Source organism: Massilia sp. 05N420 (assembly GCF_056397205.1).
Genome location: NZ_JBFTMX010000009.1, coordinates 26332 through 46556 on the forward strand (window position 1 = coordinate 26332; position 20225 = coordinate 46556).

The 20225-nt window shown below is 65.0% G+C and carries 16 protein-coding genes; 5 read left to right on the plus strand and 11 right to left on the minus strand.

Annotated elements, in window-relative coordinates; genetic code table 11:
- Positions 1–3: 3 nt before the first annotated feature.
- The 6 genes from AC1DIX_RS07425 to AC1DIX_RS07450 are packed head-to-tail and all read right to left on the minus strand — an operon-like array spanning position 4 to position 6486.
- Complete coding sequence (locus AC1DIX_RS07425; RefSeq protein WP_477323236.1) at positions 4–999, minus strand: TRAP transporter substrate-binding protein; 996 nt, start codon at positions 997–999, stop codon at positions 4–6.
- 39 nt (positions 1000–1038) lie between these two features.
- The gene (locus AC1DIX_RS07430) at positions 1039–1839 is read right to left on the minus strand and encodes an HpcH/HpaI aldolase/citrate lyase family protein (RefSeq protein ID WP_477323238.1); all 801 of its coding nucleotides are present in this window, start codon (positions 1837–1839) and stop codon (positions 1039–1041) included.
- A 3-nt stretch (positions 1840–1842) separates the two neighbouring features.
- Positions 1843–3210: an MmgE/PrpD family protein gene (locus tag AC1DIX_RS07435; protein WP_477323240.1), complete on the minus strand. Its 1368-nt coding sequence runs from the start codon at positions 3208–3210 to the stop codon at positions 1843–1845.
- 29 nt (positions 3211–3239) lie between these two features.
- Positions 3240–4418: a CaiB/BaiF CoA transferase family protein gene (locus AC1DIX_RS07440; RefSeq protein WP_477323383.1), complete on the minus strand. Its 1179-nt coding sequence runs from the start codon at positions 4416–4418 to the stop codon at positions 3240–3242.
- 25 nt (positions 4419–4443) lie between these two features.
- Positions 4444–5607, minus strand: coding sequence for an acyl-CoA dehydrogenase family protein (locus tag AC1DIX_RS07445; RefSeq protein ID WP_477323242.1), 1164 nt, complete (start codon positions 5605–5607; stop codon positions 4444–4446).
- Between the two features lie 18 nt (positions 5608–5625).
- Positions 5626–6486: an HTD2 family dehydratase gene (locus AC1DIX_RS07450; protein ID WP_477323244.1), complete on the minus strand. Its 861-nt coding sequence runs from the start codon at positions 6484–6486 to the stop codon at positions 5626–5628.
- A 246-nt stretch (positions 6487–6732) separates the two neighbouring features.
- Between AC1DIX_RS07450 and AC1DIX_RS07455 the strand changes: the two genes are divergently transcribed.
- From AC1DIX_RS07455 to AC1DIX_RS07465, 3 genes are read left to right on the plus strand one after another with little or no spacing between them, the layout of a single operon-like run.
- Positions 6733–7038: a helix-turn-helix domain-containing protein gene (locus AC1DIX_RS07455; RefSeq protein ID WP_477323246.1), complete on the plus strand. Its 306-nt coding sequence runs from the start codon at positions 6733–6735 to the stop codon at positions 7036–7038.
- Positions 7038–8327: a type II toxin-antitoxin system HipA family toxin gene (locus AC1DIX_RS07460; RefSeq protein WP_477323248.1), complete on the plus strand. Its 1290-nt coding sequence runs from the start codon at positions 7038–7040 to the stop codon at positions 8325–8327. The genes AC1DIX_RS07455 and AC1DIX_RS07460 overlap by 1 nt, the downstream gene beginning before the upstream one ends.
- Positions 8328–8361: 34 nt before the next feature.
- A complete protein-coding gene (locus AC1DIX_RS07465) occupies positions 8362–9264 on the plus strand; it encodes a LysR family transcriptional regulator (RefSeq protein WP_442122791.1) in 903 nt (300 codons plus the stop codon).
- On the opposite strand, the gene AC1DIX_RS07470 is transcribed toward AC1DIX_RS07465, so the two are convergent.
- The 5 genes from AC1DIX_RS07470 to ltrA form a co-directional block, all read right to left on the minus strand.
- Positions 9261–10433, minus strand: a complete 1173-nt coding sequence (locus AC1DIX_RS07470) for a UbiH/UbiF/VisC/COQ6 family ubiquinone biosynthesis hydroxylase (protein WP_477323250.1) — start codon at positions 10431–10433, stop codon at positions 9261–9263. The genes AC1DIX_RS07465 and AC1DIX_RS07470 overlap by 4 nt on opposite strands.
- A complete protein-coding gene (gene pepP, locus AC1DIX_RS07475; protein ID WP_477323252.1) occupies positions 10430–11764 on the minus strand; it encodes a Xaa-Pro aminopeptidase in 1335 nt (444 codons plus the stop codon). Before pepP ends, AC1DIX_RS07470 begins: the two co-directional genes overlap by 4 nt.
- Entirely contained in the window at positions 11761–12492 is a 732-nt protein-coding gene (gene murU / locus AC1DIX_RS07480) for an N-acetylmuramate alpha-1-phosphate uridylyltransferase MurU (protein WP_477323254.1), read from the minus strand. The genes pepP and murU overlap by 4 nt, the downstream gene beginning before the upstream one ends.
- Before the next feature lie 19 nt (positions 12493–12511).
- Positions 12512–13570 carry an aminoglycoside phosphotransferase family protein gene (locus AC1DIX_RS07485; protein WP_477323256.1) on the minus strand — a complete coding sequence of 353 codons (1059 nt, stop codon included), beginning with the start codon at positions 13568–13570 and terminating at the stop codon, positions 12512–12514.
- 124 nt (positions 13571–13694) lie between these two features.
- A complete protein-coding gene (ltrA, locus tag AC1DIX_RS07490) occupies positions 13695–15392 on the minus strand; it encodes a group II intron reverse transcriptase/maturase (protein ID WP_477323258.1) in 1698 nt (565 codons plus the stop codon).
- A 1075-nt stretch (positions 15393–16467) separates the two neighbouring features.
- Here ltrA and AC1DIX_RS07495 point away from each other — a divergent pair.
- On the plus strand, positions 16468–18759 hold the full coding sequence (locus tag AC1DIX_RS07495; RefSeq protein ID WP_477251636.1) for an LPS-assembly protein LptD: 2292 nt from the start codon (positions 16468–16470) through the stop codon (positions 18757–18759).
- 33 nt (positions 18760–18792) lie between these two features.
- Positions 18793–20223: a peptidylprolyl isomerase gene (locus AC1DIX_RS07500; RefSeq protein WP_477323260.1), complete on the plus strand. Its 1431-nt coding sequence runs from the start codon at positions 18793–18795 to the stop codon at positions 20221–20223.
- The last annotated feature ends 2 nt before the right edge of the window (positions 20224–20225 follow it).

A 20225-nucleotide genomic window follows, 5' to 3' on the forward strand; every position in this document is an offset into this window, starting at 1 on the left:
ATCTCATTTACCCGCCACGGCCTTTTCCACGGCGTCCAGTGCCTCCTTGCCGACCCGGCTCTCCATCTGTTTGTACACCGGCGACATCGCCTTGCGCCAGGTTTCGCGCTCGGCCTGGGTCAGGGTGTAGACCGTGGTCTTGCCGCTGGCCTTGATCGTTTCGATCGCCTTGTCGTTTTCTTCCTGGGCGATGTCGTTGGTGTACTTGGTGGCATCAAGCATCGCGCCCTCGAGCTTGGTGCGGATGTCGGCCGGCAGGCCGTCCCAGAACTTCTTGTTGACGATGACCGCGTAGCCGATATAGCCGTGGTTGGAAATCGTCATGTCCTTCTGCACCTCGTGCATCTTCTGGGTATAGATGTTCGACGGCGTGTTCTCGTTGCCGTCGACGACGCCGGTCTGCATCGCCTGGTAGACCTCGGAGAAGGCCATCACCTGCGGGTTGGCGCCGAGCGCGCGGAACTGGGCGTCCAGCACCTTCGAGCTCTGGATGCGCATCTTGAGGCCGCGGAAGTCGGCCGGCGTGTGCAGCGGCTTGTTGGCGGTCATGTCCTTGAAGCCGTTATCCCAATAGGCCAGGCCATGGACGCCCTTGGGTTCGAGCTTGGCGAAGAACCACTTGCCCACCGGGCCGTTGGTGACGCGATACAGCGCCTGCTTGTCATGGAAAATGAAGGGCATGTCGAAGGCTTCGAATTCCTTCACGCCCAGTGGGCCGAACTTGGCCAGCGAGGGCGCCAGCATCTGGACCGATCCCAGCTGCAGCGCTTCCATTTCCTCCTTGTCCTTGTACAGCGTGCTGTTCGGGTAGACCTCGACCTTGACCCGGCCGCCCGTCGCCTTTTCCGCCAGTTCCTTGAAGCGCAGGGCGCCCTTGCCCTTCGGTGTGTCGTTGGCGACCACGTGGCTGAACTTGATGACGATCGGCGCCTGTGCGTAAGCGCCGGCGCTGGCGAAGGTGGCGGCGAACAGTACCGCGTGCATGATCTTGAATTTCATCTTGTCTCCTTTGTCGTTGAAATAGGAACCGCTGGGTTGTTACATGCGCCGCCGTGCTTCTTCGAGCATTTGCTGCGCAATCAGGATGACCGGCCGGTCGACCATCTTGCCGTCGAGGGCCACCGCGCCGCCCTGCGCCGCCTCGGCCGCGGCGACCACGCGCCCGGCCCAGTCCAGCTCAGTGGAGGTCGGCGCGAAGGCCTCGTGCACCGGGGCGACCTGTTTCGGATGGATGCACAGCTTGCCTCCGAAGCCTAGCGCGCGGGCCCGCAGGGTGTCGCCGTGCACGCGGGCGCGATCGTCGAAGCTGGTGGTCACGCCATCGACCGGCGCCGCGATGCCCGCCACGCGCGAAGCCAGCACCAGCTGGGAGCGCGCATGCAGCAGGGTCTCATGGCTTTCCTGGATGTTCAGGTCGAGGCTGAAATCGATCGAGCCGAAGACCAGGCGCTGCACGCGCGGCATGCGCGCCAGCGCGGCGGCATTCCACAATCCCAGGCCGCTTTCGATCAGGGGCAGGATGGCGCCGGCGCCGGCGGCGTCGAGCCTGGCCAGCGAAGCCTCGTGCTCGGCCTTGGGCAGCACGATGCCGGCCACGCCGGGCACGGCGCAGAGCACGAGATCGTCCTCGAACCAGGCGCTCTCGAAGCCGTTGATGCGCACCAGCACCGGCTGCTGCGGCGACAGCCAGGCAGCCAGCGCATCGCGCGCAGCCTGCTTGTCGGCGGGCGGCACCGCGTCCTCGAGGTCGACGATCACCGCGTCGGCGCCGGCGGCACAGGCCTTGTCGAAGCGTTCCGGGCGGTTGCCCGGTACGAACAGATAGGAGCGTTCCAGCATGCTTCAGTCCTGGCCGGACAGCAGGAAGCCGACCCGCTCGGCATCGGCCAGCGTCCAGATGCGGGCGAAGGCGGCGCGCATCTCGTCCGGGCTGGCGGCATCGGCAAACCCGGCCAGGCGCAGGGCCTTGTCTTCGAGCTCCTCGCGCGACAGCGTGTTGCCCGGGTCGCCCTTCGGTTCGTCGACGCGGCCTTCCAGCGTGCGTCCGTCGGCGGTGTGCACCGTCACCTTGCCGATCCAGCGTGCCGGATAGGCGCGGTCGACTTCCTCGTCCAGCACCATCTCGACCTTGTTGCGGAAAGCGGCGATGCGCGGATCGTTGTAGAAGCTCTCGAATTCCTGCAGGCCCGCATTGCCGAATTCGGTGATCAGGCCGAGCACCGTCCCCATCGAGAACTTCGCCTGGTGCACGGTGCGCGGATCGACCACCGGGCCCAGCACGTCGATGGCGCCCTGGTGCACGCGCGCCGTCACGCCCACGATGTCCTGCGGCCGCAGCGCGTGCGCCCTCACCACCTGCAGCAGGGCATCGGCGGCCGGATGGGTGTGGCGGCAGGAGGCGTGGAACTTGAACGAGGTTTCGGCCAGGGTCCAGCGCTGGCCAAGTTGATCGGTCAGCCTTGCCGGGTCGGCGTCGCGCGACATGCCGGCCGCCATGCCCTGGGCGCCTTCCAGGATCCGGCTTGCGCCCGTGAAGCCGCCCTGCGCCAGGTAGGCCGCCGTCAGGCCGCCGGCCGCCGCGTGGGCCGTGTGCAGCTGCTTCGAATCGGCGGCGTCGCGCAGGAATTCCCACAGGCCGGCGGCCTGGGTGCCGGCCGAGCCGAAGGCGTGCAGCATCTGTTCGGGGTTCAGGCCCAGCAGGTGACCGGCGGCGGCGGCGGCGGCCACGGTGCCGGCGGTGCCGGTGGTATGGAAGATCTTGTAGTGCGAGCGGCCGAGGAATTCGCCGACCCGGATTCCGACTTCATAGCCGGCCACCGACGCCGTCAGCAGATCGCGTCCGCCGGCACCGATCGCCTGCGCGACCGCCAGCGCCGCCGGGAACACCACCGCGGCCGGATGGAATACCGAACCATTGTGCACGTCGTCCTGCTCGGCGAAGTGGGAGGAGGCCGCGTTGACCATCGCGGCGAACAGCGGCGTGGTGCGGCGGCGCGCGATCAGCACCTCGCAGGCGCCGTCCTGCGGCCCCATCTGCCGCGCGAAGGCTTCGATGACCTGGACCGGACGGCCGGTCCTGCCGGCCAGGGCCGAGCCGAACCAGTCGAGGAAGAGGTCTTCGGCGCGCTTGATTACCGGTGCCGGGATGTCTTCGAAGCGCAGCCTGGCGGCGAAGGTGGCCAGTTGCTGGCTGGGGTGGTGCTCGTTCATTGATGCGTCTCCGGTTAGTGCCGTCGTTCTTAGATTGCCTTCTTCTCGCGCAGCGCCGCGATCCGCTCCGCCCCATACCCCAGCTCACCCAGGATCGCCTCCGTATGCGCCCCAAGCGCCGGAATCGGATCCATGCGCGCATTCCAGTCCTCGGGTACCCCGGGCGGCTTCAGGGCGGGCAGGGGACCGGCGGGCGTCGCCACATCAAGCCAGCGTCCGCGCGCCTTCAGCTGCGGGTGTTCCCACATGTCGTGCATGGTGTTGACGTGGGCGTTCGCGATCGGCGCCGACTCCAGCTTGTCGATCACCTGCTCGGCCGTGAACCGGGAGAACACGTCGACGATGATGGCGCGCAGTTCGCCGCGGGCGGCGGTGCGCGCCGCGTTCGAGTTGAAGCGCGGGTCGCCCGCCAGCTCGGGCATGCCGAGTACCCTGGTGCAGAACAGCGCCCATTCGCGCTCGTTCTGCAGGCCCAGCATGACCACCCGGCCATCGCCGGCGGGGAAGGGGCCGTAGGGGTAGATGGTGGCGTGGGCGGCGCCGGCGCGCGGCGGCGGCGAGGCGCCGTCCATCGCGTAGTAGAGCGGAAAGCTCATCCACTCCATCATGGTTTCCAGCATCGAGACGTCGATGTGGCTGCCCTTGCCGGTGCGGCCGCGCCGGATCAGCGCCGCCAGGATGTTCGAGTAGGCGTACATGCCGGCCGAGATGTCGGCGATCGAGCAGCCCGCCTTGGCCGGCTCGTCCGGCGTGCCGGTCACCGACAGGAATCCGGATTCGCTCTGGATCAGCAGGTCGTAGGCCTTCTTGTCGCGGTAGGGGCCGTCGGCGCCGTAGCCGGAGATGTCGCAGACGATCAGGCGCGGGAACCGTTCGGACAGGGCCTCGTAGGACAGGCCGAGGCGGGCGGCGGCGCCGGGCGCCAGGTTCTGCACCAGCACGTCGGCTTCTTCCAGCAGCTTGTCGAGGATGGCGCCGGCTTCCTCGTGCTTGACGTCGAGCGTCAGGCTTTCCTTGGAGCGGTTGGTCCACACGAAGTGCGAGGCCAGGCCGCGCGCGCGGCTGTCGTAGGCGCGCGCGAAGTCGCCCACGCCGGGGCGTTCGATCTTGATGACGCGCGCGCCGAGGTCGGCCAGCTGGCGCGTGCAGAAGGGCGCGGCGATCGCGTGTTCGAGCGTGACGACGGTGATGCCGTCCAGCGGGCGCATGGTGGAATCATTCATGGTCGCCTCCTCAGAACGAACGCGGCATGCCGAGCACGTGCTCGCCGATATAGGCGAGGATCAGGTTGGTCGAGATCGGCGCCACCTGGTACAGGCGGGTCTCGCGGAACTTGCGCTCGACGTCGTATTCGGCGGCGAAGCCGAAGCCGCCGTGGAACTGCAGGCAGGCGTTGGCCGCTTCCCAGGACGCATCCGCGGCAAGCATCTTGGCCATGTTCGCCTCGGCGCCGCAGGGCTGATGGGCGTCGAACAGGGCGCAGGCCTTGTAGCGCATCAGGTTGGCCGCTTCGACGTTCACATAGGCTTTCGCGATCGGGAACTGGACGCCCTGGTTCTGGCCGATCGGGCGGCCGAACACTTCGCGCTCGCTCACGTATTTGGTTACCTTGTCGATGAACCAGTAGCCGTCGCCGATGCATTCGGCGGCAATCAAGGTGCGCTCGGCATTCAGGCCGTCGAGGATGTATTTGAAACCCTTGCCTTCTTCGCCGATCAGGTTCTCGGCCGGGATTTCCAGGTTCTCGAAGAACAGCTCGTTGGTCTCGTGGTTCACCATGTTGAGGATCGGCTGCACGGACAGGCCCTTGCCGATCGCTTCGCGCAAGTCGACCACGAAGATCGACATGCCCTCGGATTTCTTCGTCACTTCCGACAGCGGCGTGGTGCGCGCCAGCAGGATCATCAGGTCGGAGTGCTGGATGCGCGAGATCCACACCTTCTGGCCGTTGATGACGTATTTGTCGCCCTTGCGCACGGCGGTGGTCTTGATTTTGGTGGTGTCGGTGCCGGTGGTCGGCTCCGTCACCGCCATCGACTGCAGGCGCAGCTCGCCGCTGGCGATCTTCGGCAGGTAGCGCTCCTTCTGCTCTTTCGAGCCGTGGCGCAGCAGGGTGCCCATGTTGTACATCTGGCCGTGGCAGGCGCCCGAGTTGCCACCGGCGCGGTTGATCTCTTCCATGATGACCGAGGCCTCGGTCAGGCCCAGCCCGGAGCCGCCGTATTCCTCGGGAATCAGGGCCGCCAGCCAGCCGGCCTGGGTCAGCGCGGTGACGAATTCTTCGGGATAGGCGCGCGCCTCGTCGACCTTGCGGAAGTACTCGGCGGGGAATTCGGCGCACAGGGCGCGCACCGCTTCGCGGATGTCCTGGTAATCGTGGTTCTGTTGAATCGACATGATGTGGTCCAGTATGAATCAGGAGAGCAGGGCGTCGGCCTGCATGGCCAGTTCGCCGCGGATGTTCTTCGCCCACAGGCGCACGGTGCGGCCGTCGGGGTCAAGGCTGCCGCACACCGTGAAGGGCTCGATGTCGAACAGTGGGCCGACGGCGCGGAAGGAGAAGGAGGCGATGCGCGCTTGCGGCAGATTGCGCTGCACGAGTTCGAGCAGGAGGGTCGCGATCAGCGGGCCGTGCACGATCAGGCCGGGATAGCCTTCGACCTCGGTCACGTAGCTGCGGTCGTAATGGATGCGGTGGCCGTTGAAGGTCAGCGCCGAGTAGCGGAACAGCAGCACCGGATCGGGGACGATGCTGCGTTCCCAGACGGCTTCTGCCGGCGCCATCTTCGGCGCCGGCGCGGCGGCGCCCGGCTGCGGCATCTCCCGGTAGACGATGTCGTGCTCTTCGGTGACGCACACGGCGCCCTCCTGCGCCAGCTCGTGGCGCACGGTGACGAATACCAGCGGACCGGTGGCGCCATGCTTGCTGCTCACGCTCTTCACCTGCGAGCTGCGGGTGGCTTCGACTTCGACCCGCAGCGGCCGGCCGAACGTCAGGCGGCCACCGGCCCACATGCGGCGCGGCAGCGGCACCGGCGGCAGGAAGCCGCCGCGCTGCGGGTGGCCGTCGGGACCGAGCTCGGACTGGGGGGCAGCGTGCCAGAAATAGGCCCAGTGCCAGAGCGGCGGCAGGCCGGCGCCGGCGTCGAAGCTGTCCGGGCGGTCGAGCGTGGCCGCCAGCGCGTTGGCGGTGACGGCGTTGACGCGCGCGCTGACGGTTTCGGTCTTGCCGACCCACTGCTGGAGCAGGGAGTCATCGAAGGCATCGGAGGTCATGGTGGTGCGGGGCTCTCTATTGACGAGCGCCCAGTCTGGACCTCATGCCAGTTTGGCACAATCGATGCTTTTGGAAGGGGGGCTACGGTTTCGGTGAAGGGTGGTTTGCCGCGAGGAAGTCGCTTTTGCAGGCTAGTTTGGGTGGATATAAGCGATATTTTTCAAAAAAAGATGTTTATATACACCTTTATTCCTCTTTGTTCTCTTTGCTGCGGTAAAATACACAATCAGTATAGGGAGGGTCAAATGGCGAAATCCACCCCTTTTCACTCACAAGCCGCTCTCGATGCGGCAGCGCGTTTCGGCGCGCGGCTCAGGCGTGCGCGCAAGGCGCAGCAACGTACGCTGGCCGATCTGGAACAGGCGAGCCGCGTACACCGACAGACACTGTCCCGGCTCGAACGCGGCGATCCGAGTGTTTCCTTTGCTGTCGCATTAACCGTGCTGGAAGCGCTTGGTGAACTGGCCGACCTCGAGCTTCTTGTCAGCCAGCCCGACGAGGTGCGTCCGAAGACGTCCGCCGATTCCGAACCTTTGCCAACGGATTTCTGATGACGCAGACTACGATGATCGTTTTCGACTGCTCGACGCCGGCGGCACCGATTCCATTGGCGTCCTTCGGTTTGAAAGCCGGCGGCGACGGCCGGTTCGCGTACGGTCGCCGCTACCTCGAGCGCGAGCATGCCTTCAGTATCGATCCCTGGCATTTGCCGCTGAAACAGGGAGAGCAAGCGCTGCCCCGCCAGCCTGACGGCACATATGGAGCCTTGTCCGATGCGGGGCCCAACGCGTGGGGCGCCAAGCTGACTGCACGCCTGCTACGGAAGGACAACAAGCCGCTTCCCGCGAATGCAGTCGAATGGTTCCTCCAGTCGAAGCACTTCGGCTCCGGCTGCCTTGCTTTTTCGCCAAGCCCGGACGCTCCCCCACGGCTCGGTGAAGTGCCAACCCGCTCGACCGATCTTTCTGCACGCCTGCTCCTGGCGCTGGATCGGTACGTGAGCGATCCGGACCATGACCTCGATGCCGAGACGATCAATCTGCTTTTCCCGGGCAGCGATCTGGGAGGCCTGCGGCCGAAGACAGTCGTCATGCACGATGGCGTTGAGCACATTGCGAAGTTCAGCCGCCCGGACGATGTCTTCGACGTGCCGGCTGCGGAATTCGCAACGCTGCTCCTGGCGCACGAGGCCGGCATCAAGCTCCCCTCGTTCGAGCTCAGGGACATCGGTGACCGCTCCGTACTGCTGATCGAACGCTTCGATCGCACCGAGGACGGGAACAGGATCCATTATCTCAGCGCCCACAGTGTCCTTCGGCCCAAGCCGCTCAGCCTGGACCAGCGGGAATACAAATCTTCGTTCTCCTATGGCGCGATCGCCGAGGCATTACGGCCGCGCAATGATTCGGCGCCGGTCGATGCGCACGAGCTTTTCAGGCGCATGGTACTCAACATCATGGTCGGGAACGTCGACGACCACCTCCGTAACCATGCGTTCCTGATGACAGCACCGGGCGTATTCCGATTATCGCCCGCTTTCGACATCTGTCCTCATCTGGAGGCGCCGGTTCGCGGGCAACAAATCGGCGTCGGCGCCTACGGCACGGCCAGCACGATCGAAAACGCGCTGTCGCAAAGTACAAGATTCTTCCTCACCCATGAAGAGGCCTCCGCTATCGTCGCGGAGGTAAAGGCAGTTGCCTCGACCTGGAGGAAGGTGTTTGCGGATGCAGGCGTCAGCCAGAACGACCGTTACCGCTTGGCCGCCTGCTTCGCTGTCGCCGATGCTGCCGATGCCGTCCAGGTAAACCTGCGGCTGGCGCCGGCCGCAGGCGCCTGAATCCGTCCCGACGTATTCAATAAGGACCCCACCCATGCTGTTCGACCTGACCGACCTGCGCCTGTTCATCCTGGTCGCGGAACTGAAAAGCCTGACCCGCGCCGCCGAGCGCATGCATTTGTCGCTGGCGGCCGCCAGCAACCGGATGAAGGAACTGGAATCGCGCTTCGGCATGCGCCTGCTGTACCGCGAGAACAAGGGCGTGCTGCTGTCGCCGGCCGGCGAAACCCTGCTGGCGCATGCCCAGCAGTTCATGCAGCAGCTCGAGCGGCTCAAGAGCGATATGCAGCAGTACAACAATGGCATCAAAGGCCATATCCGCATCTTCGCGAACACCACGGCGGTGACCGAATTCATGCCGGAGGTGCTGGGCCTGTTCCTGGCGTCGCATCCGCAGGTGAACGTGGCGCTGGAAGAGCGGCTCAACCACGACATCGTGCGCGGCGTGCAGGAGGGCACGGCGGACATCGGCATCGCGGCCGGTCCGGTGCAGGGGCAGGGCCTGGAAATCATCAATTTTTCGACCGACCGCCTGGTGCTGGCCACGGCACTCGGCCATCCGCTGGCCGAGGCGGGCAGCATCAGCTTTGCCGAGACGCTGGCCTATCCGCACATCGGCCTGCACGAAGGCAGCACCCTGCAGCATTTCCTGAACAAGGTCGTGGTCGACAGCGGCGACCGCCTGCACTTGCGGATCCAGGTGCGCGGCTTCGAGGCGATGTGCCGCATGGTGGAGGCGGACGTCGGCATCGGCATCCTGCCGCAGTCGTCGGCGCTGCGCCACAGCCGCAATATGCGGCTGGCGCTGGTGGAATTGACCGACCTGTGGGCGGTGCGCGAACGCAGCGTGCTGGTGCAGGACCTGGAGGGCCTGCCCGCCTATGCGCGCGAACTGGTGGAGCTGATCCGCACGGAAGCGGGCCGTCAGAACCCTTAACGCCGCCCGAACATCATCAGCTCGGCGAGCAGCATGCGCGCCGGCTTGACGGTATCGAGCGCGGCCAGCGCCAGCCCGAACAGCGGCTGCAGCGGGCCCTTGTCTGCGAACACGCGCGCCATGGTGTCGGTGGCGCGGATCACCATCTTGCGGTCGCCTTCGCGTTCGTTCTTGAAGCGGTCGAGCGCGCTTGGGCTCATCTCGCGCGCCAGCAGGCGCGCCAGTACCGCCGCATCGCGCAGGCCCAGGTTGAGTCCCTGTCCGGCCACCGGATGCAGGGTCTGGGCCGCGTTGCCGATGGCGACCGTGCGGGCGCTCGCGCGCGGGTCCGCGTTCAGCCCGAGCGGGAAGGCGATGCGCGGCGAGACGCCGGTGAAGCGGCCGAGGCGTTCGCCGAAGGCGTCGCCCAGCTCCGAAAGAAAAGCCTCTTCGCCCAGGTCCAGCAGGCGCCGGGCGCGTTCCGGCTGGACGCACCAGACCAGGGCGTACTGGTGGCCGTCGGCGCCGCCTTGCGGCAGCAGGGCCAGCGGGCCTTCGTCGGTGAAGCGCTCGAAGGCGCGGTGAGCGGCCGGGCTGCTCGTGGAGACACGCGCGATCACGGCGGTCTGGCCGTAGTCGCGGGTGCTGGATTTATCGGCCTGCTCGCCGAACACGCCGCCCTCGGCCTGCACCGCGACCTGCGCGAGGAGGGTGCGGCCGTCGTCCAGTTGCAGCAGGACGCCGTCGCTACGCTCGTCGATGGAATTTACTCGCAGCGGGCGCAGCACCTGCACGCCGGCGCGCTCGCAGGCGCGGGCGAGGGCGTCGACCACGTCGCCGTAGCGGGCCACATAGCCCAGGGCTTCCAGGCCGTGCTCTTCGCGGTCCATCATGCTGCGGCCCAGGTGGCCGCGGCGCGAGACGTGGATCTGGTGGATCGGCGTGCTCGATGCCGCAACCCCGGGCCAGGCGCCGACGTCTTCCAGCAGCAGGCGGCTGCCCCAGGCCAGCGCGATCGAGCGCGGGTCCGAGATCGCCTGGCCCAGCGCCTTGCCGTCGATGAGGGCGATGCGTTTGCCGTCGATGCCGCGCCGCGCCAGCATGGCGGCCAGCGCCATGCCGACCGGGCCGGCGCCGCAGATGGCGACGTCGGCCCGCAGTGTTTCCTCAGTCCTTGCTTGTTCCGTCATAGTCCCTTTCCAACCAGAGCCTCGATCTCTTCCACCGTCTTCGGTGCGCTCGCCGTCAGGATGCGGTAGCCGTCCTCGGTGACGACCACGTCGTCCTCGATGCGGATGCCGATGTGCCAGTATTCCTCCGGCACGCCCTCCGCCGGGCGCACGTAGATGCCCGGTTCCACGGTCAGCGCCATGCCGGGTTTCAGCTGGCGCGAAGGCTTGTCGGCCTGCGTCAGGTCGCGGTAGGCGCCGACGTCGTGCACGTCCATGCCCAGCCAGTGGCCGGTGCCGTGCATGTAGAAGGGTACATGGGCCTTCGCGGCGATGGCGTCCTCCACGCTGCCGAACTTGCCCGGCGCGATCAGGCCGAGGTCCAGCATGCCCTGGGTGAGCACCCGCAGGGCCGCTTCGTGGAAGGCGCTGTAGGGGCGGCCGGGGGCGATCGCCGCGAAGGCCGCCTCCTGGGCCGCCAGCACCAGTTCGTACAGCCTGCGCTGGGCGGGCGTGAAGCGGCCGTTGACGGGGAAGGTGCGGGTGATGTCCGAGGCATAGCCATCGAGTTCGCAGCCGGCGTCGATCAGCACCAGCTCGCCGTCCTGCATCGGGCGGTCGTTGGCGCTGTAGTGCAGGACGCAGGCGTTGGGGCCGGAGGCGACGATCGGGGTGTAGGCCGGGAACTGGGCGCCGTTGCGGCGGAATTCGTACAGCAACTCGGCTTCCAGCGCGTATTCGTGCAGGCCGGGGCGGGCGGCGCGCATCGCGCGCGCGTGGGCATTGCCGGAAATCTCGCCGGCGCGCAGCATGATCGCCTGTTCGTCCGCGTCCTTGATGAGGCGCATCTCGTCCAGCAGCGGCAGCAGGTCGTGGAAGGCGGCGGGGGCCGTCGCGCCGCTGCGCGAACGCGCGCGAACGGCCCTGATCCAGCCCGCTACCTGCGCATCCAGTGCCGCGTTCGAGGCGGTGGCGTAGTACAGCGCCGGGGCGTCGGCCAGCAGGTCGGGCAGGCGGGTGTCGAGTTCGGCGATGGGCCAGGCTTCGTCTACGCCGAAGGCTGAGCGCGCGGCTTCGGGGCCGTAGCGGTAGCCGTCCCAGATCTCGCGTTCCAGGTTCTTCTCGCGGCAGAACAGGATGGCGCGGGCCGGCCGCTCGCCGCGGGCGGCGACGAGTACCAGCACGCTGTCCGGTTCGGTGAAGCCGCTCAGGTAATAGAAATAGCTGTCGTGCCGGTAGGGGTAGTCGCTGTCGCCGTTGCGCGGGACTTCCGGGGCGGTGGGCAGCACGGCCACCGCGCCCGGCAGCATCTGCGCGGCCAGGCGCGCACGGCGTGCTGCATGATTGGTCATGGCTTCGCTCTGGCCGATGCGGTTGCGGTATAGGGGGCGTTGAGCTCCTCGAGCTGGCGCATGGTGCCGACGTTGACCCATTCGCCGTCGTAGATCTCGCCGCCGACCCGGCCCTGGTCGATGAACTTGCGCATGAGCGGGCCGAATTTCAGGAACTCGCCGGCCTTGATGCCGTCGAACATTTCAGGACGGTAGACGCCGATGCCGGCGAAATTCCACTTCGGCGAGCCTTCGTTCGACAGCGTGTACATGGTCAGGCCGAAGTCGCCGTCCGGGTTGTGCCAGGGATTCGGCGTCAGGTACAGCCAGGCGATGTCGCGCTTGTCCGCGGGGATCGGCCGGCCGACCGCGTCGTTATCCGGCAGCGCGTCCAGCACCTGTTCGAAGTCGAAGTAGGGCGCGTAGATGTCGCCAGACACGGCCAGGAAGGGTTCGTCGCCCAGCAGGTGCAGGGCGTTGGCGATGCCGCCGGCGGTTTCCAGCGGCGTCGGCTCGTGGGAGTAGACGATGCGTGCACCGTAGCGGCTGCCGTCGCCCAGTTCCTCCTCGATCATGTGGCCGAGGTGGGAATGGTTGATGACGATGTCCTTGATGCCGGCGCGCACCAGGTTGATCACATGGTAGGTGATGAGCGGGCGCCCGCGCACCTTGAGCAGGGGCTTCGGGCAGGAGTCCGTCAGCGGACGCATCCGCTCGCCGCGGCCGGCGGCGAAGATCATGGCTTTCATCGGCGAGATTTACCTGGAATCAGAAGGTGTAGCCGACCGCCGGCGCCTTGTCCTCGAAGGCATCGAGCAGGCGCAGCAGCGGTTTCAGTTCGGTGTAGCGGTTGGCGGTCTTGCGCACGTAGTCCATCACGGTCGGCAGGTCGCCCATGTAGTGCGGCTTGCCGTCGCGGTAGTTCAGGCGGCAGAAGATGCCGAGGATCTTCAGGTGACGCTGCAGGGCCATGTATTCGAAGTCGCGGTAGAAGGCGTCGATGTCCGGATTGACCGGCAGGCCAACCTGCTTCGCGCTTTGCCAGTAGCGCACCACCCAGTCGAGCACGAATTCCTCGTCCCACTGGATGTAGGCGTCGCGCAGCAGCGAGGCCAGGTCGTAGCTGATGGGGCCGTACACGGCGTCCTGGAAGTCCAGCACGCCCGGGTTGCCCTGGTCGAGGAACATCAGGTTGCGGGAGTGGAAATCGCGGTGCATGAACACCTGCTGCTGGGCCAGCACGTTGGCGGTGATGGCTTCGAACACCTTTTCCAGCTGGGCCTTCTGGATGTCGTTCATCTCGATGCCCAGGTGGCGGCCGATGAACCATTCCGGGAACAGGTTCATCTCGCGCAGCACGAAGGCGCGGTCGAACTCCGGCAGCACGCCGGGCTGGCTGGTCAGCTGGAACTTGATCAGGGCGTCGACGGCGTCCGAGTACATGTAGGGCGCGTTGTCGACGTCGAGGCGCTGCAGGTAGGTGGTGGTGCCGAGGTCGGACAGCAGCAGGAAGCCGTCCTCGACCTTGCGGGCGACGATGGCGGGCACGGTCACGCCGGCGTCGAACAGCAGGCCGTCGACGTGGATGAAGGCCGGCACGTTCTCGCGCTCGGGCGGGGCGTCCATCGCGACCAGGGTGTCCCCCAGCTTGGCGCGTAGCGCGGGCACAACATCGAGACGGAAGTAGCGGCGGAAGCTGGCATCGGCCGAGGCGGGGCGCAGGCTCCCGACGTCGACCAGGTCCAGGGTGCCCAGCCATGCGGTCAGTTGGGCCAGCCGGGCATCCTTGTCGAAGGCCGCGGGGGAGTGTTGAGACAGAGAAGACATGAAGCGTCCCGGTGAATCCGGTTGGTGATGAGTAGGGTAGGAAGGACCCATTGCTGGAATCCCTCCCCCCTAAGAACCGTGCGTGCGACTTTCACCGCACACGGCTCAAGCATAATAAAAGCCCCTATGCAGGGACCGGCTTTTTAACTTCCAAGTGTAGAGCATGCACCTGAGCATGGCAATTAGGGTGCAATAATACGCGATTTCCCAGAGCGTTCGAGCCTCCGTTGACACGGTATTCGATGTGATGGTCGTGCCAACCGGTCTCCATGTCCATCGCGCATCCGCACACTGCGCACAAGCCCGCTTGTTCGCTGAACAACTTAGCCCATTCGCGCCGGTAGTTCATGTTCTTCAACATGCGCTCCTGCCTCAGGGTTTCGCCGTACAGTTCGTATTTGGGATCGTAAGGGTGATACTCGCCCTTGATTTTCTTGTGGCGCACGATGGGTGTTGCCGGTAGCGAGAGCATCTCCACCTTGCCTATCTTGCCATCCATTGGTACGTCAGCCACAAACACCCTTGGTCGGTCGCCGACGGACTGCCAGTACCGCTTGCGAATCCAGTCTTTGCTTTTCCTCGGGTGCCTGCGCATGGCCCACCGCTGAAGCCGCCAGTACAGCAGCGACTCCATATGCGTGAACGACTCCTTGGCTACCACGCAGCTGTGATACTGCGCCCAGCCGCGTAGCATCGGGTTCAGCAGTTGAATCAGGTTCTCCTGCTTTGCGCCGATGTTTTCACTGATCGTCTTCCTGAGCTTTTCATAGAACGCTTTCATGTTCTTCTTACTTGGCTTGATGAGCAGCTTCCCGGAGTACTTGCGGAAGTTCCATCCCAGGAAGTCGAAACCTTCGTCGATGTGCACGATCTTGGTCTTCGCGGTCGATAGCCTCAGTCCCCGAGTTGCCAGGAACTGCTCTACCCACGGCTTTACTTCGCTCTCCAGCAGTTCCTTCGAACCGCCGGTGATGACAAAGTCGTCCGCGTATCGCGCTACACCGACCTTCAGCTTCGATGCTTTGGCTGCACCGTACTTTGCACGGAGGTGCTCGGCAAGGCCAGTTTCAAGGCCGTTCAGTGTCCAGTTTGCCAGGGCAGGGCTGATGATGCCGCCCTGTGGCGTCCCTGCGGTGGTTGCCACCAGTTGCCTCCGGTCGACCACCCCGGATCTCAACCACTTCTTCAGAACCGACTTGTCCATGCAGACGTTATCGATCATCCAGTCATGGTTGATATTGTCGAAGAAGCCTTCGATGTCCGCGTCCAGCACCCATTCAGCCGAGACCTTACGGCACGTCTGGAGGAAGATCTGGGACATCGCGTCCGCAGTCGAACGATTCTTCCTGAATCCGTATGAATTCGGGTCGCTCAACGTTTCCAAGACAGGGTCAAGGGCCAACAGATGAAGCGCTTGCATGGCTCTGTCCTTCATGGTCGGGATGCCCAGCGGGCGCATCCTTCCATCGGTCTTGGGAATATAGACCCTCCGTAGGGGGAGAGGTCGATAGCGGTGATTTCTCAGACGGGCAATTGCGGCTAGTTTCTGCTGAGGCGAGTCCCAGATTTCCTGGTCTACCCCGGCAGTGCGCTTCCCTTGGTTTTCAGTAACCCGTTTGATTGCCAGCGCCTTCGCGCTGAACGAGTGGGTTAGCCACCTTTGCAAAGCTTTCACCCTGCGCCAGTTGCCTTCCTGCGAAGCCTTCGTTAGTCGGCGCTGCATGTCTCTCACGTTCTTCTGAACGAGCCGCCAATTGATGGCTGCCCAATCCGTCGGAACGAGCGAGGACGCAGAACCGTCGAAGTCGGCGGTTACTCTCATGCTGTACCTCGTATCTGTTCCGTCGGAGGTCCCTGCCCCTGAGGGGAGGACCCCTTCGGGATTGTTGATCAATAAGAGTTGCTCAGGCGTGTAACGACTATTACACCAGATGGAAGTCTGCACCCTTTCGGGTCAGGATCACTCGAATCCCTATCCGGATCATTACAACCCGGCGTTCGCTTTTTCCATCCTCCCATACCCGCTCCTCCGTCAACTTCCCTTGCGGGTCATCTGCCATATCGCTGTTCTGAAATGGCGGAGAGTCGGGCTTACCACGTTCCCAACGATATCGACGCGATTCCCATCGCGACTAGCTGTTTAGGGTCCATCTTTCCCCCGGTGGTCTTTATGACGACGTGTCCCCAGAATATACGGAGACAACCGACCACATACCTTTTGGTTGAGGCGTGATGATTCCAGCAGCTTTCGCCTATCTATATTTACGAGGGTTCTGACGATGATTCACATTACGTTACCCTTGCAGCATTCACCTAGCCTCTTGACCGCTCTTGCTGCTTGCAGTCTCCGGTTCCCACTCGCGTGGTTAACCGCCGAATTCTCGGGAGTACATTGTCGTCGGAGCTTCATACCCCCCGTTGCCGGTGACGCATGTCCAAGTAGGTGACGGGCGGTCGTACGCCCGGTCGTGGCAGGAGTTCTTGCGAACTATCCAGCACGACAAGATATCGAAGAGTTTGTCGCACTCTGAGATTGGTACAGGCGATGTTTTGCCTGCTTGAACACTCGTGAGGTCTTGTCGATCTCACAGACGCAAGATGAGCGTCCGAGGAGTGTTTCAACAACGCGACAGCAGCCTACCATTGGACACCCCACCTTTGATCACTATCAAAACAAGGATGAACTCGTTTTGCAGGTCGCGAGCGTGGTTTCCTTTGCTGTAAAAGTTGTAACCAATAGCCGGAAACGAATCCTTAAAAATCAAGAAGATACGTTTGTTGGCTATTTCTAGAGACATTGCCGCATGGCGGCTCATTTGCGACCGTGTCGCACATATTCCCATATAATAAGGGATTCAATCCAAAAAATCGCCCTCTATGGTGCAACGCGATCTTTCATGAGCTGGATTACGGCCCTTCCTTTCCCGCCGCGGCGTGCCGCTGCCTTGTCCGCCCTCGTCGCCGTGGCCACGGGGCCCTTGTACGCGCAGACCGCGCCGGCGGGCTCGCGTAGCGACGACGACCAGCCGACGACCATGCGCGCCGAGGAGTTCGCCGGCCGTCCCGACCGCGAGCTGAACCTGTACCGCAACGTCGAAGTGACGCGCGGCGCCACCGGCATCACCGCCGACACCGCCTGCTTCCGCCAGGTCGAGGACGAAGTGACGGCCCAGGGCCATATCACGATGTGGCGCTTCGGCGACCGCTACAAGGGCGACGCGCTGCAGCTGAACCTTGAGACCGGCAAGGGCTGGGTGCTGAACCCGGCCTACCATTTGCAGATGAATAACGGCCAGGGCAAGGCTGCGCGCATCGACTTCCTGGGCGAGAACCAGGCCGTGGTGGTGGACGGCACCTACAGCACCTGCGAAGGCCCGGATCCGGACTGGTACCTGAAATCCAGCACCCTGAACCTGGACAGCGGGCGCGACGTCGGCACCGCCGGCAAGACCGTTATCTACTTCAAGGACGTGCCCATCCTCGGCACGCCGGCGCTGTCGTTTTCGCTGTCCGGCGCGCGCCGCTCGGGCTGGCTGCCGCCATCGATCGGCACCGGCTCCAAGGGCGCCGCCGAGATCATGGTGCCGTACTACGTCAATATTGCGCCGAACCGCGACCTGACGCTGTATCCGCGCTATATCTTCAACCGCGGCCTGCAGATGGGCCTGACCGGCCGCTACATCGGCGAGACCGCGCGCGGCCCCTACAGCGGCGAGACCCACCTCGAGGTGCTGCCGAACGACCGCGTGGCGAAACGCGACCGCTGGTGGATCGATACCCTGCACAGCCAGGCCCTGGCGCCGGGCTGGACCTTCGGCTGGAACGCGCACGCCGCCTCCGACAACGAATATCCATCCGACTTCTCGCGCACGGTGGCGGCCAGCGCCGAGCGCCAGTTGCTGCGCGAGCTGCGTACCGACTACTCGGGCCATTACTGGAGCGTGAACACGCGCATCCAGAGCTACCAGGTGCTGCAGGATCCGGCCGCCCTCGATCCGAACAATCCGAACGCCGCCGCGCTGCAGGTGGCGCGTCCCTACGACCGCCTGCCGCAGATTAACTTCCACGCCGGCCGCTACGACGTGCTGGGCGGCTTCGACTGGGCGGTGGACGCCGAGCTGGTGCGCTTCTCGCACCCGGAAAAGACCTTCGTACAGGGCAACCGCGCCAACCTGGTGAGCCAGGTCAGCTACCCGATCGTGCGGCCGGGCTGGTTCTTCACGCCCAAGGTCATGCTGCACGCGACCCAGTACGACCTCGACAACAACGTCGACCCGGTGACCAAGGTGGCGCACAACCGGATCTCGCGCGTGCTGCCGACCGTGTCGCTGGACAGCGGCCTGATCTTCGAGCGCCAGAGCTCGCTGTTCGGCGAGAATTCGACCCAGACCCTGGAGCCGCGCCTGTTCTACGTGCGCACCCCGTACAAGGACCAGAGCGAGATCCCGAACTTCGACACCGCGGTGGCCGGCTTCAACTACGCCCAGCTGTTCACGGAAAACCGCTTCGTCGGCGCCGACCGGGTGTCGGACGCCAACCAGCTGACGGCGGCGGTGGTGTCGCGCTTCATCGAGGCCAATGGCGCCGAGCGCCTGCGCCTGGTGGCCGGCAGCCGCTACTATTTCAGCGATCCGCAGGTGAACCCGCGCGTGCGCCTGAACAGCGCCGACAAGGCCGAAGTCACCCGCTCGGACGCCCTGCTGGCCGCCTCCGGCCGCATTTCCGAGAACTGGACCTTCGACAGCGGCGTACAATACGACGCGCAGAGCCGCAGCCTGTACAGCAAGAACTACGGGGTGCAGTGGAATCCGGCGCCGATGAAGGTGCTGAATTTCGAATACCGCTATCAGCGTGACACCATCGGCGCCGCCAGCGGTTTCCGGAATGCCGACGTGTCGGGCCAGTGGCCCTTGTCGCGGCGCTGGTATGGCGTGGCGCGGGCCAGCTACTCGCTGCGCGACCGCAAGCTGCTCGAGGGCCTCCTGGGGCTCGAGTACAAGGCCGATTGCTGGGTGTTCCGCCTTGGCGCGCAGCGTTTCGTGACCGCCCTGCAGACCACCTCGACGCCGATCTTCTTCCAGCTGGAGCTGAACGGCCTGTCGCGCCTGGGCTTCGGCAATCCGCTGGAAACCTTTAACAAGAGCATCCCGGGCTACACCCGGCTGAACACCAACGTCGGCCGCCCCTGAGCGGTCGGGCCATGGACAACTAGAAACCCTGAAATGAGTGCTTCCCTGAATATGCGTACTACCCGTTTGCATCAAGTCAAGCTGGCCGCAGTGCTGCTGTGTGCCCTCGCTGCCGGCGACGTCCTGGCCCAAGCCGCCGGTACGCCGGCCGCCGGTACGCCGGCCGCCCCTGCCGCAAAGCCGGCGCAGTCCACCGGTTTCCTGCCGCCGGCGTCGAGCAGCGCCAAGGTCATCGATTCCGTGTACGTCATCGTCAACGACGAGGTCATCACCAAGCGTGAAGTCGACAACCGCGTCAACGAAATCACCGCGCGCCTGCGCGCCCAGAACGCGCAGCTGCCCAATCCGGAAGACCTGCGCCGCCAGGTGGTCGAGGCCATGATCACCGAGCGCGCCCAGCTCCAGCTGGGCAAGGAATACGGCATCCGCGTGTCCGACATCGAGCTGGACCGCGCCATCGGCCGCATCGCCGAGTCCCAGAAGATGAGCGTGCAGGAGATGCGCAACCAGATGGAGAAGGAGGGCATGACCTTCGCCCAGTTCCGCGAGCAGATCCGCAACGAGATCGTCATGCAGCGCCTGATCGACCACGAAGTCGACGCCAAGATCCAGGTGTCGGAAGCGGAGATCGACACCTACCTGGCCGCCGAGAAGGCCGCCGCCGCCGACCGCATCGAAGTCGACATCTCGCAGATCCTGGTGCGGATCCCGGAAAACGCCTCGCCCGAGCAGATCGCGGCGCGCAAGGCGCGTGCCGACGAGGTGGCGCGCCAGCTGCGCACCGGCGCCGACTTCGCCAAGATGGCGGCCACCTATTCCGATTCGCCGGACGCCCTGCAGGGCGGCGCGGTCGGCTGGCGCGATCCGAACCGCCTGCCGCCGGTGTTCGCGGCCGAGCTGGTGAAGATGAAGGCCGGCCAGGTGACGCCGGTGATGCGCACCAACGTCGGCTTCCACATCCTGAAGGTCAACAATGTGCGCAAGCCGGAAGCCCAGCAGCAGGAGCAGGCCGCCGCCAACGTGCAGCAGGTCCACGCCCGCCACATCCTGCTGAAGATCACCCCGACCCAGAGCGAGGAAGAGGACCGCAAGAAGCTGCTCGAACTGAAGGCGAAGATCGAGGGCAAGCAGGCGACGTTCGAAGACCTGGCGCGCCAGAATTCGCAGGACAGCCTGGCCTCGAAGGGCGGCGACCTGGGCTGGGTCGAAGCCGGCGACATCCCGGATGAACTGGCGACCGCGATGCACGCGCTGCAGCCGGGCCAGATCTCGGATCCGGTCAAGACCCCGTTCGGCATGCACATCGTGCAGGTCGTCGAGCGCAAGACCGAAGACACCTCGAAGGACAAGGAACGCGCCACGGCGCGCCAGGTGCTCACCGAGCGCAAGCGCCAGGAAGCGATGGAAGACTGGGCGCGCCAGGTGCGCGACCGCGCCTACGTCGAGTTCCGCGAGGAGCAGTAAGC

What these genes read in the sequence shown, in the direction of transcription:
- AC1DIX_RS07425 (WP_477323236.1), bottom strand. Translation starts at nt 999, where the DNA reads ATGAAATTCAAGATCATGCACGCGGTACTGTTCGCCGCCACCTTCGCC.
- AC1DIX_RS07430 (WP_477323238.1), bottom strand. Translation starts at nt 1,839, where the DNA reads ATGCTGGAACGCTCCTATCTGTTCGTACCGGGCAACCGCCCGGAACGC.
- AC1DIX_RS07435 (WP_477323240.1), bottom strand. Translation starts at nt 3,210, where the DNA reads ATGAACGAGCACCACCCCAGCCAGCAACTGGCCACCTTCGCCGCCAGG.
- AC1DIX_RS07440 (WP_477323383.1), bottom strand. Translation starts at nt 4,418, where the DNA reads ATGCGCCCGCTGGACGGCATCACCGTCGTCACGCTCGAACACGCGATC.
- AC1DIX_RS07445 (WP_477323242.1), bottom strand. Translation starts at nt 5,607, where the DNA reads ATGTCGATTCAACAGAACCACGATTACCAGGACATCCGCGAAGCGGTG.
- AC1DIX_RS07450 (WP_477323244.1), bottom strand. Translation starts at nt 6,486, where the DNA reads ATGACCTCCGATGCCTTCGATGACTCCCTGCTCCAGCAGTGGGTCGGC.
- AC1DIX_RS07455 (WP_477323246.1), top strand. Translation starts at nt 6,733, where the DNA reads ATGGCGAAATCCACCCCTTTTCACTCACAAGCCGCTCTCGATGCGGCA.
- AC1DIX_RS07460 (WP_477323248.1), top strand. Translation starts at nt 7,038, where the DNA reads ATGACGCAGACTACGATGATCGTTTTCGACTGCTCGACGCCGGCGGCA.
- AC1DIX_RS07465 (WP_442122791.1), top strand. Translation starts at nt 8,362, where the DNA reads ATGCTGTTCGACCTGACCGACCTGCGCCTGTTCATCCTGGTCGCGGAA.
- AC1DIX_RS07470 (WP_477323250.1), bottom strand. Translation starts at nt 10,433, where the DNA reads ATGACGGAACAAGCAAGGACTGAGGAAACACTGCGGGCCGACGTCGCC.
- pepP (WP_477323252.1), bottom strand. Translation starts at nt 11,764, where the DNA reads ATGACCAATCATGCAGCACGCCGTGCGCGCCTGGCCGCGCAGATGCTG.
- murU (WP_477323254.1), bottom strand. Translation starts at nt 12,492, where the DNA reads ATGAAAGCCATGATCTTCGCCGCCGGCCGCGGCGAGCGGATGCGTCCG.
- AC1DIX_RS07485 (WP_477323256.1), bottom strand. Translation starts at nt 13,570, where the DNA reads ATGTCTTCTCTGTCTCAACACTCCCCCGCGGCCTTCGACAAGGATGCC.
- ltrA (WP_477323258.1), bottom strand. Translation starts at nt 15,392, where the DNA reads ATGAGAGTAACCGCCGACTTCGACGGTTCTGCGTCCTCGCTCGTTCCG.
- AC1DIX_RS07495 (WP_477251636.1), top strand. Translation starts at nt 16,468, where the DNA reads ATGAGCTGGATTACGGCCCTTCCTTTCCCGCCGCGGCGTGCCGCTGCC.
- AC1DIX_RS07500 (WP_477323260.1), top strand. Translation starts at nt 18,793, where the DNA reads ATGAGTGCTTCCCTGAATATGCGTACTACCCGTTTGCATCAAGTCAAG.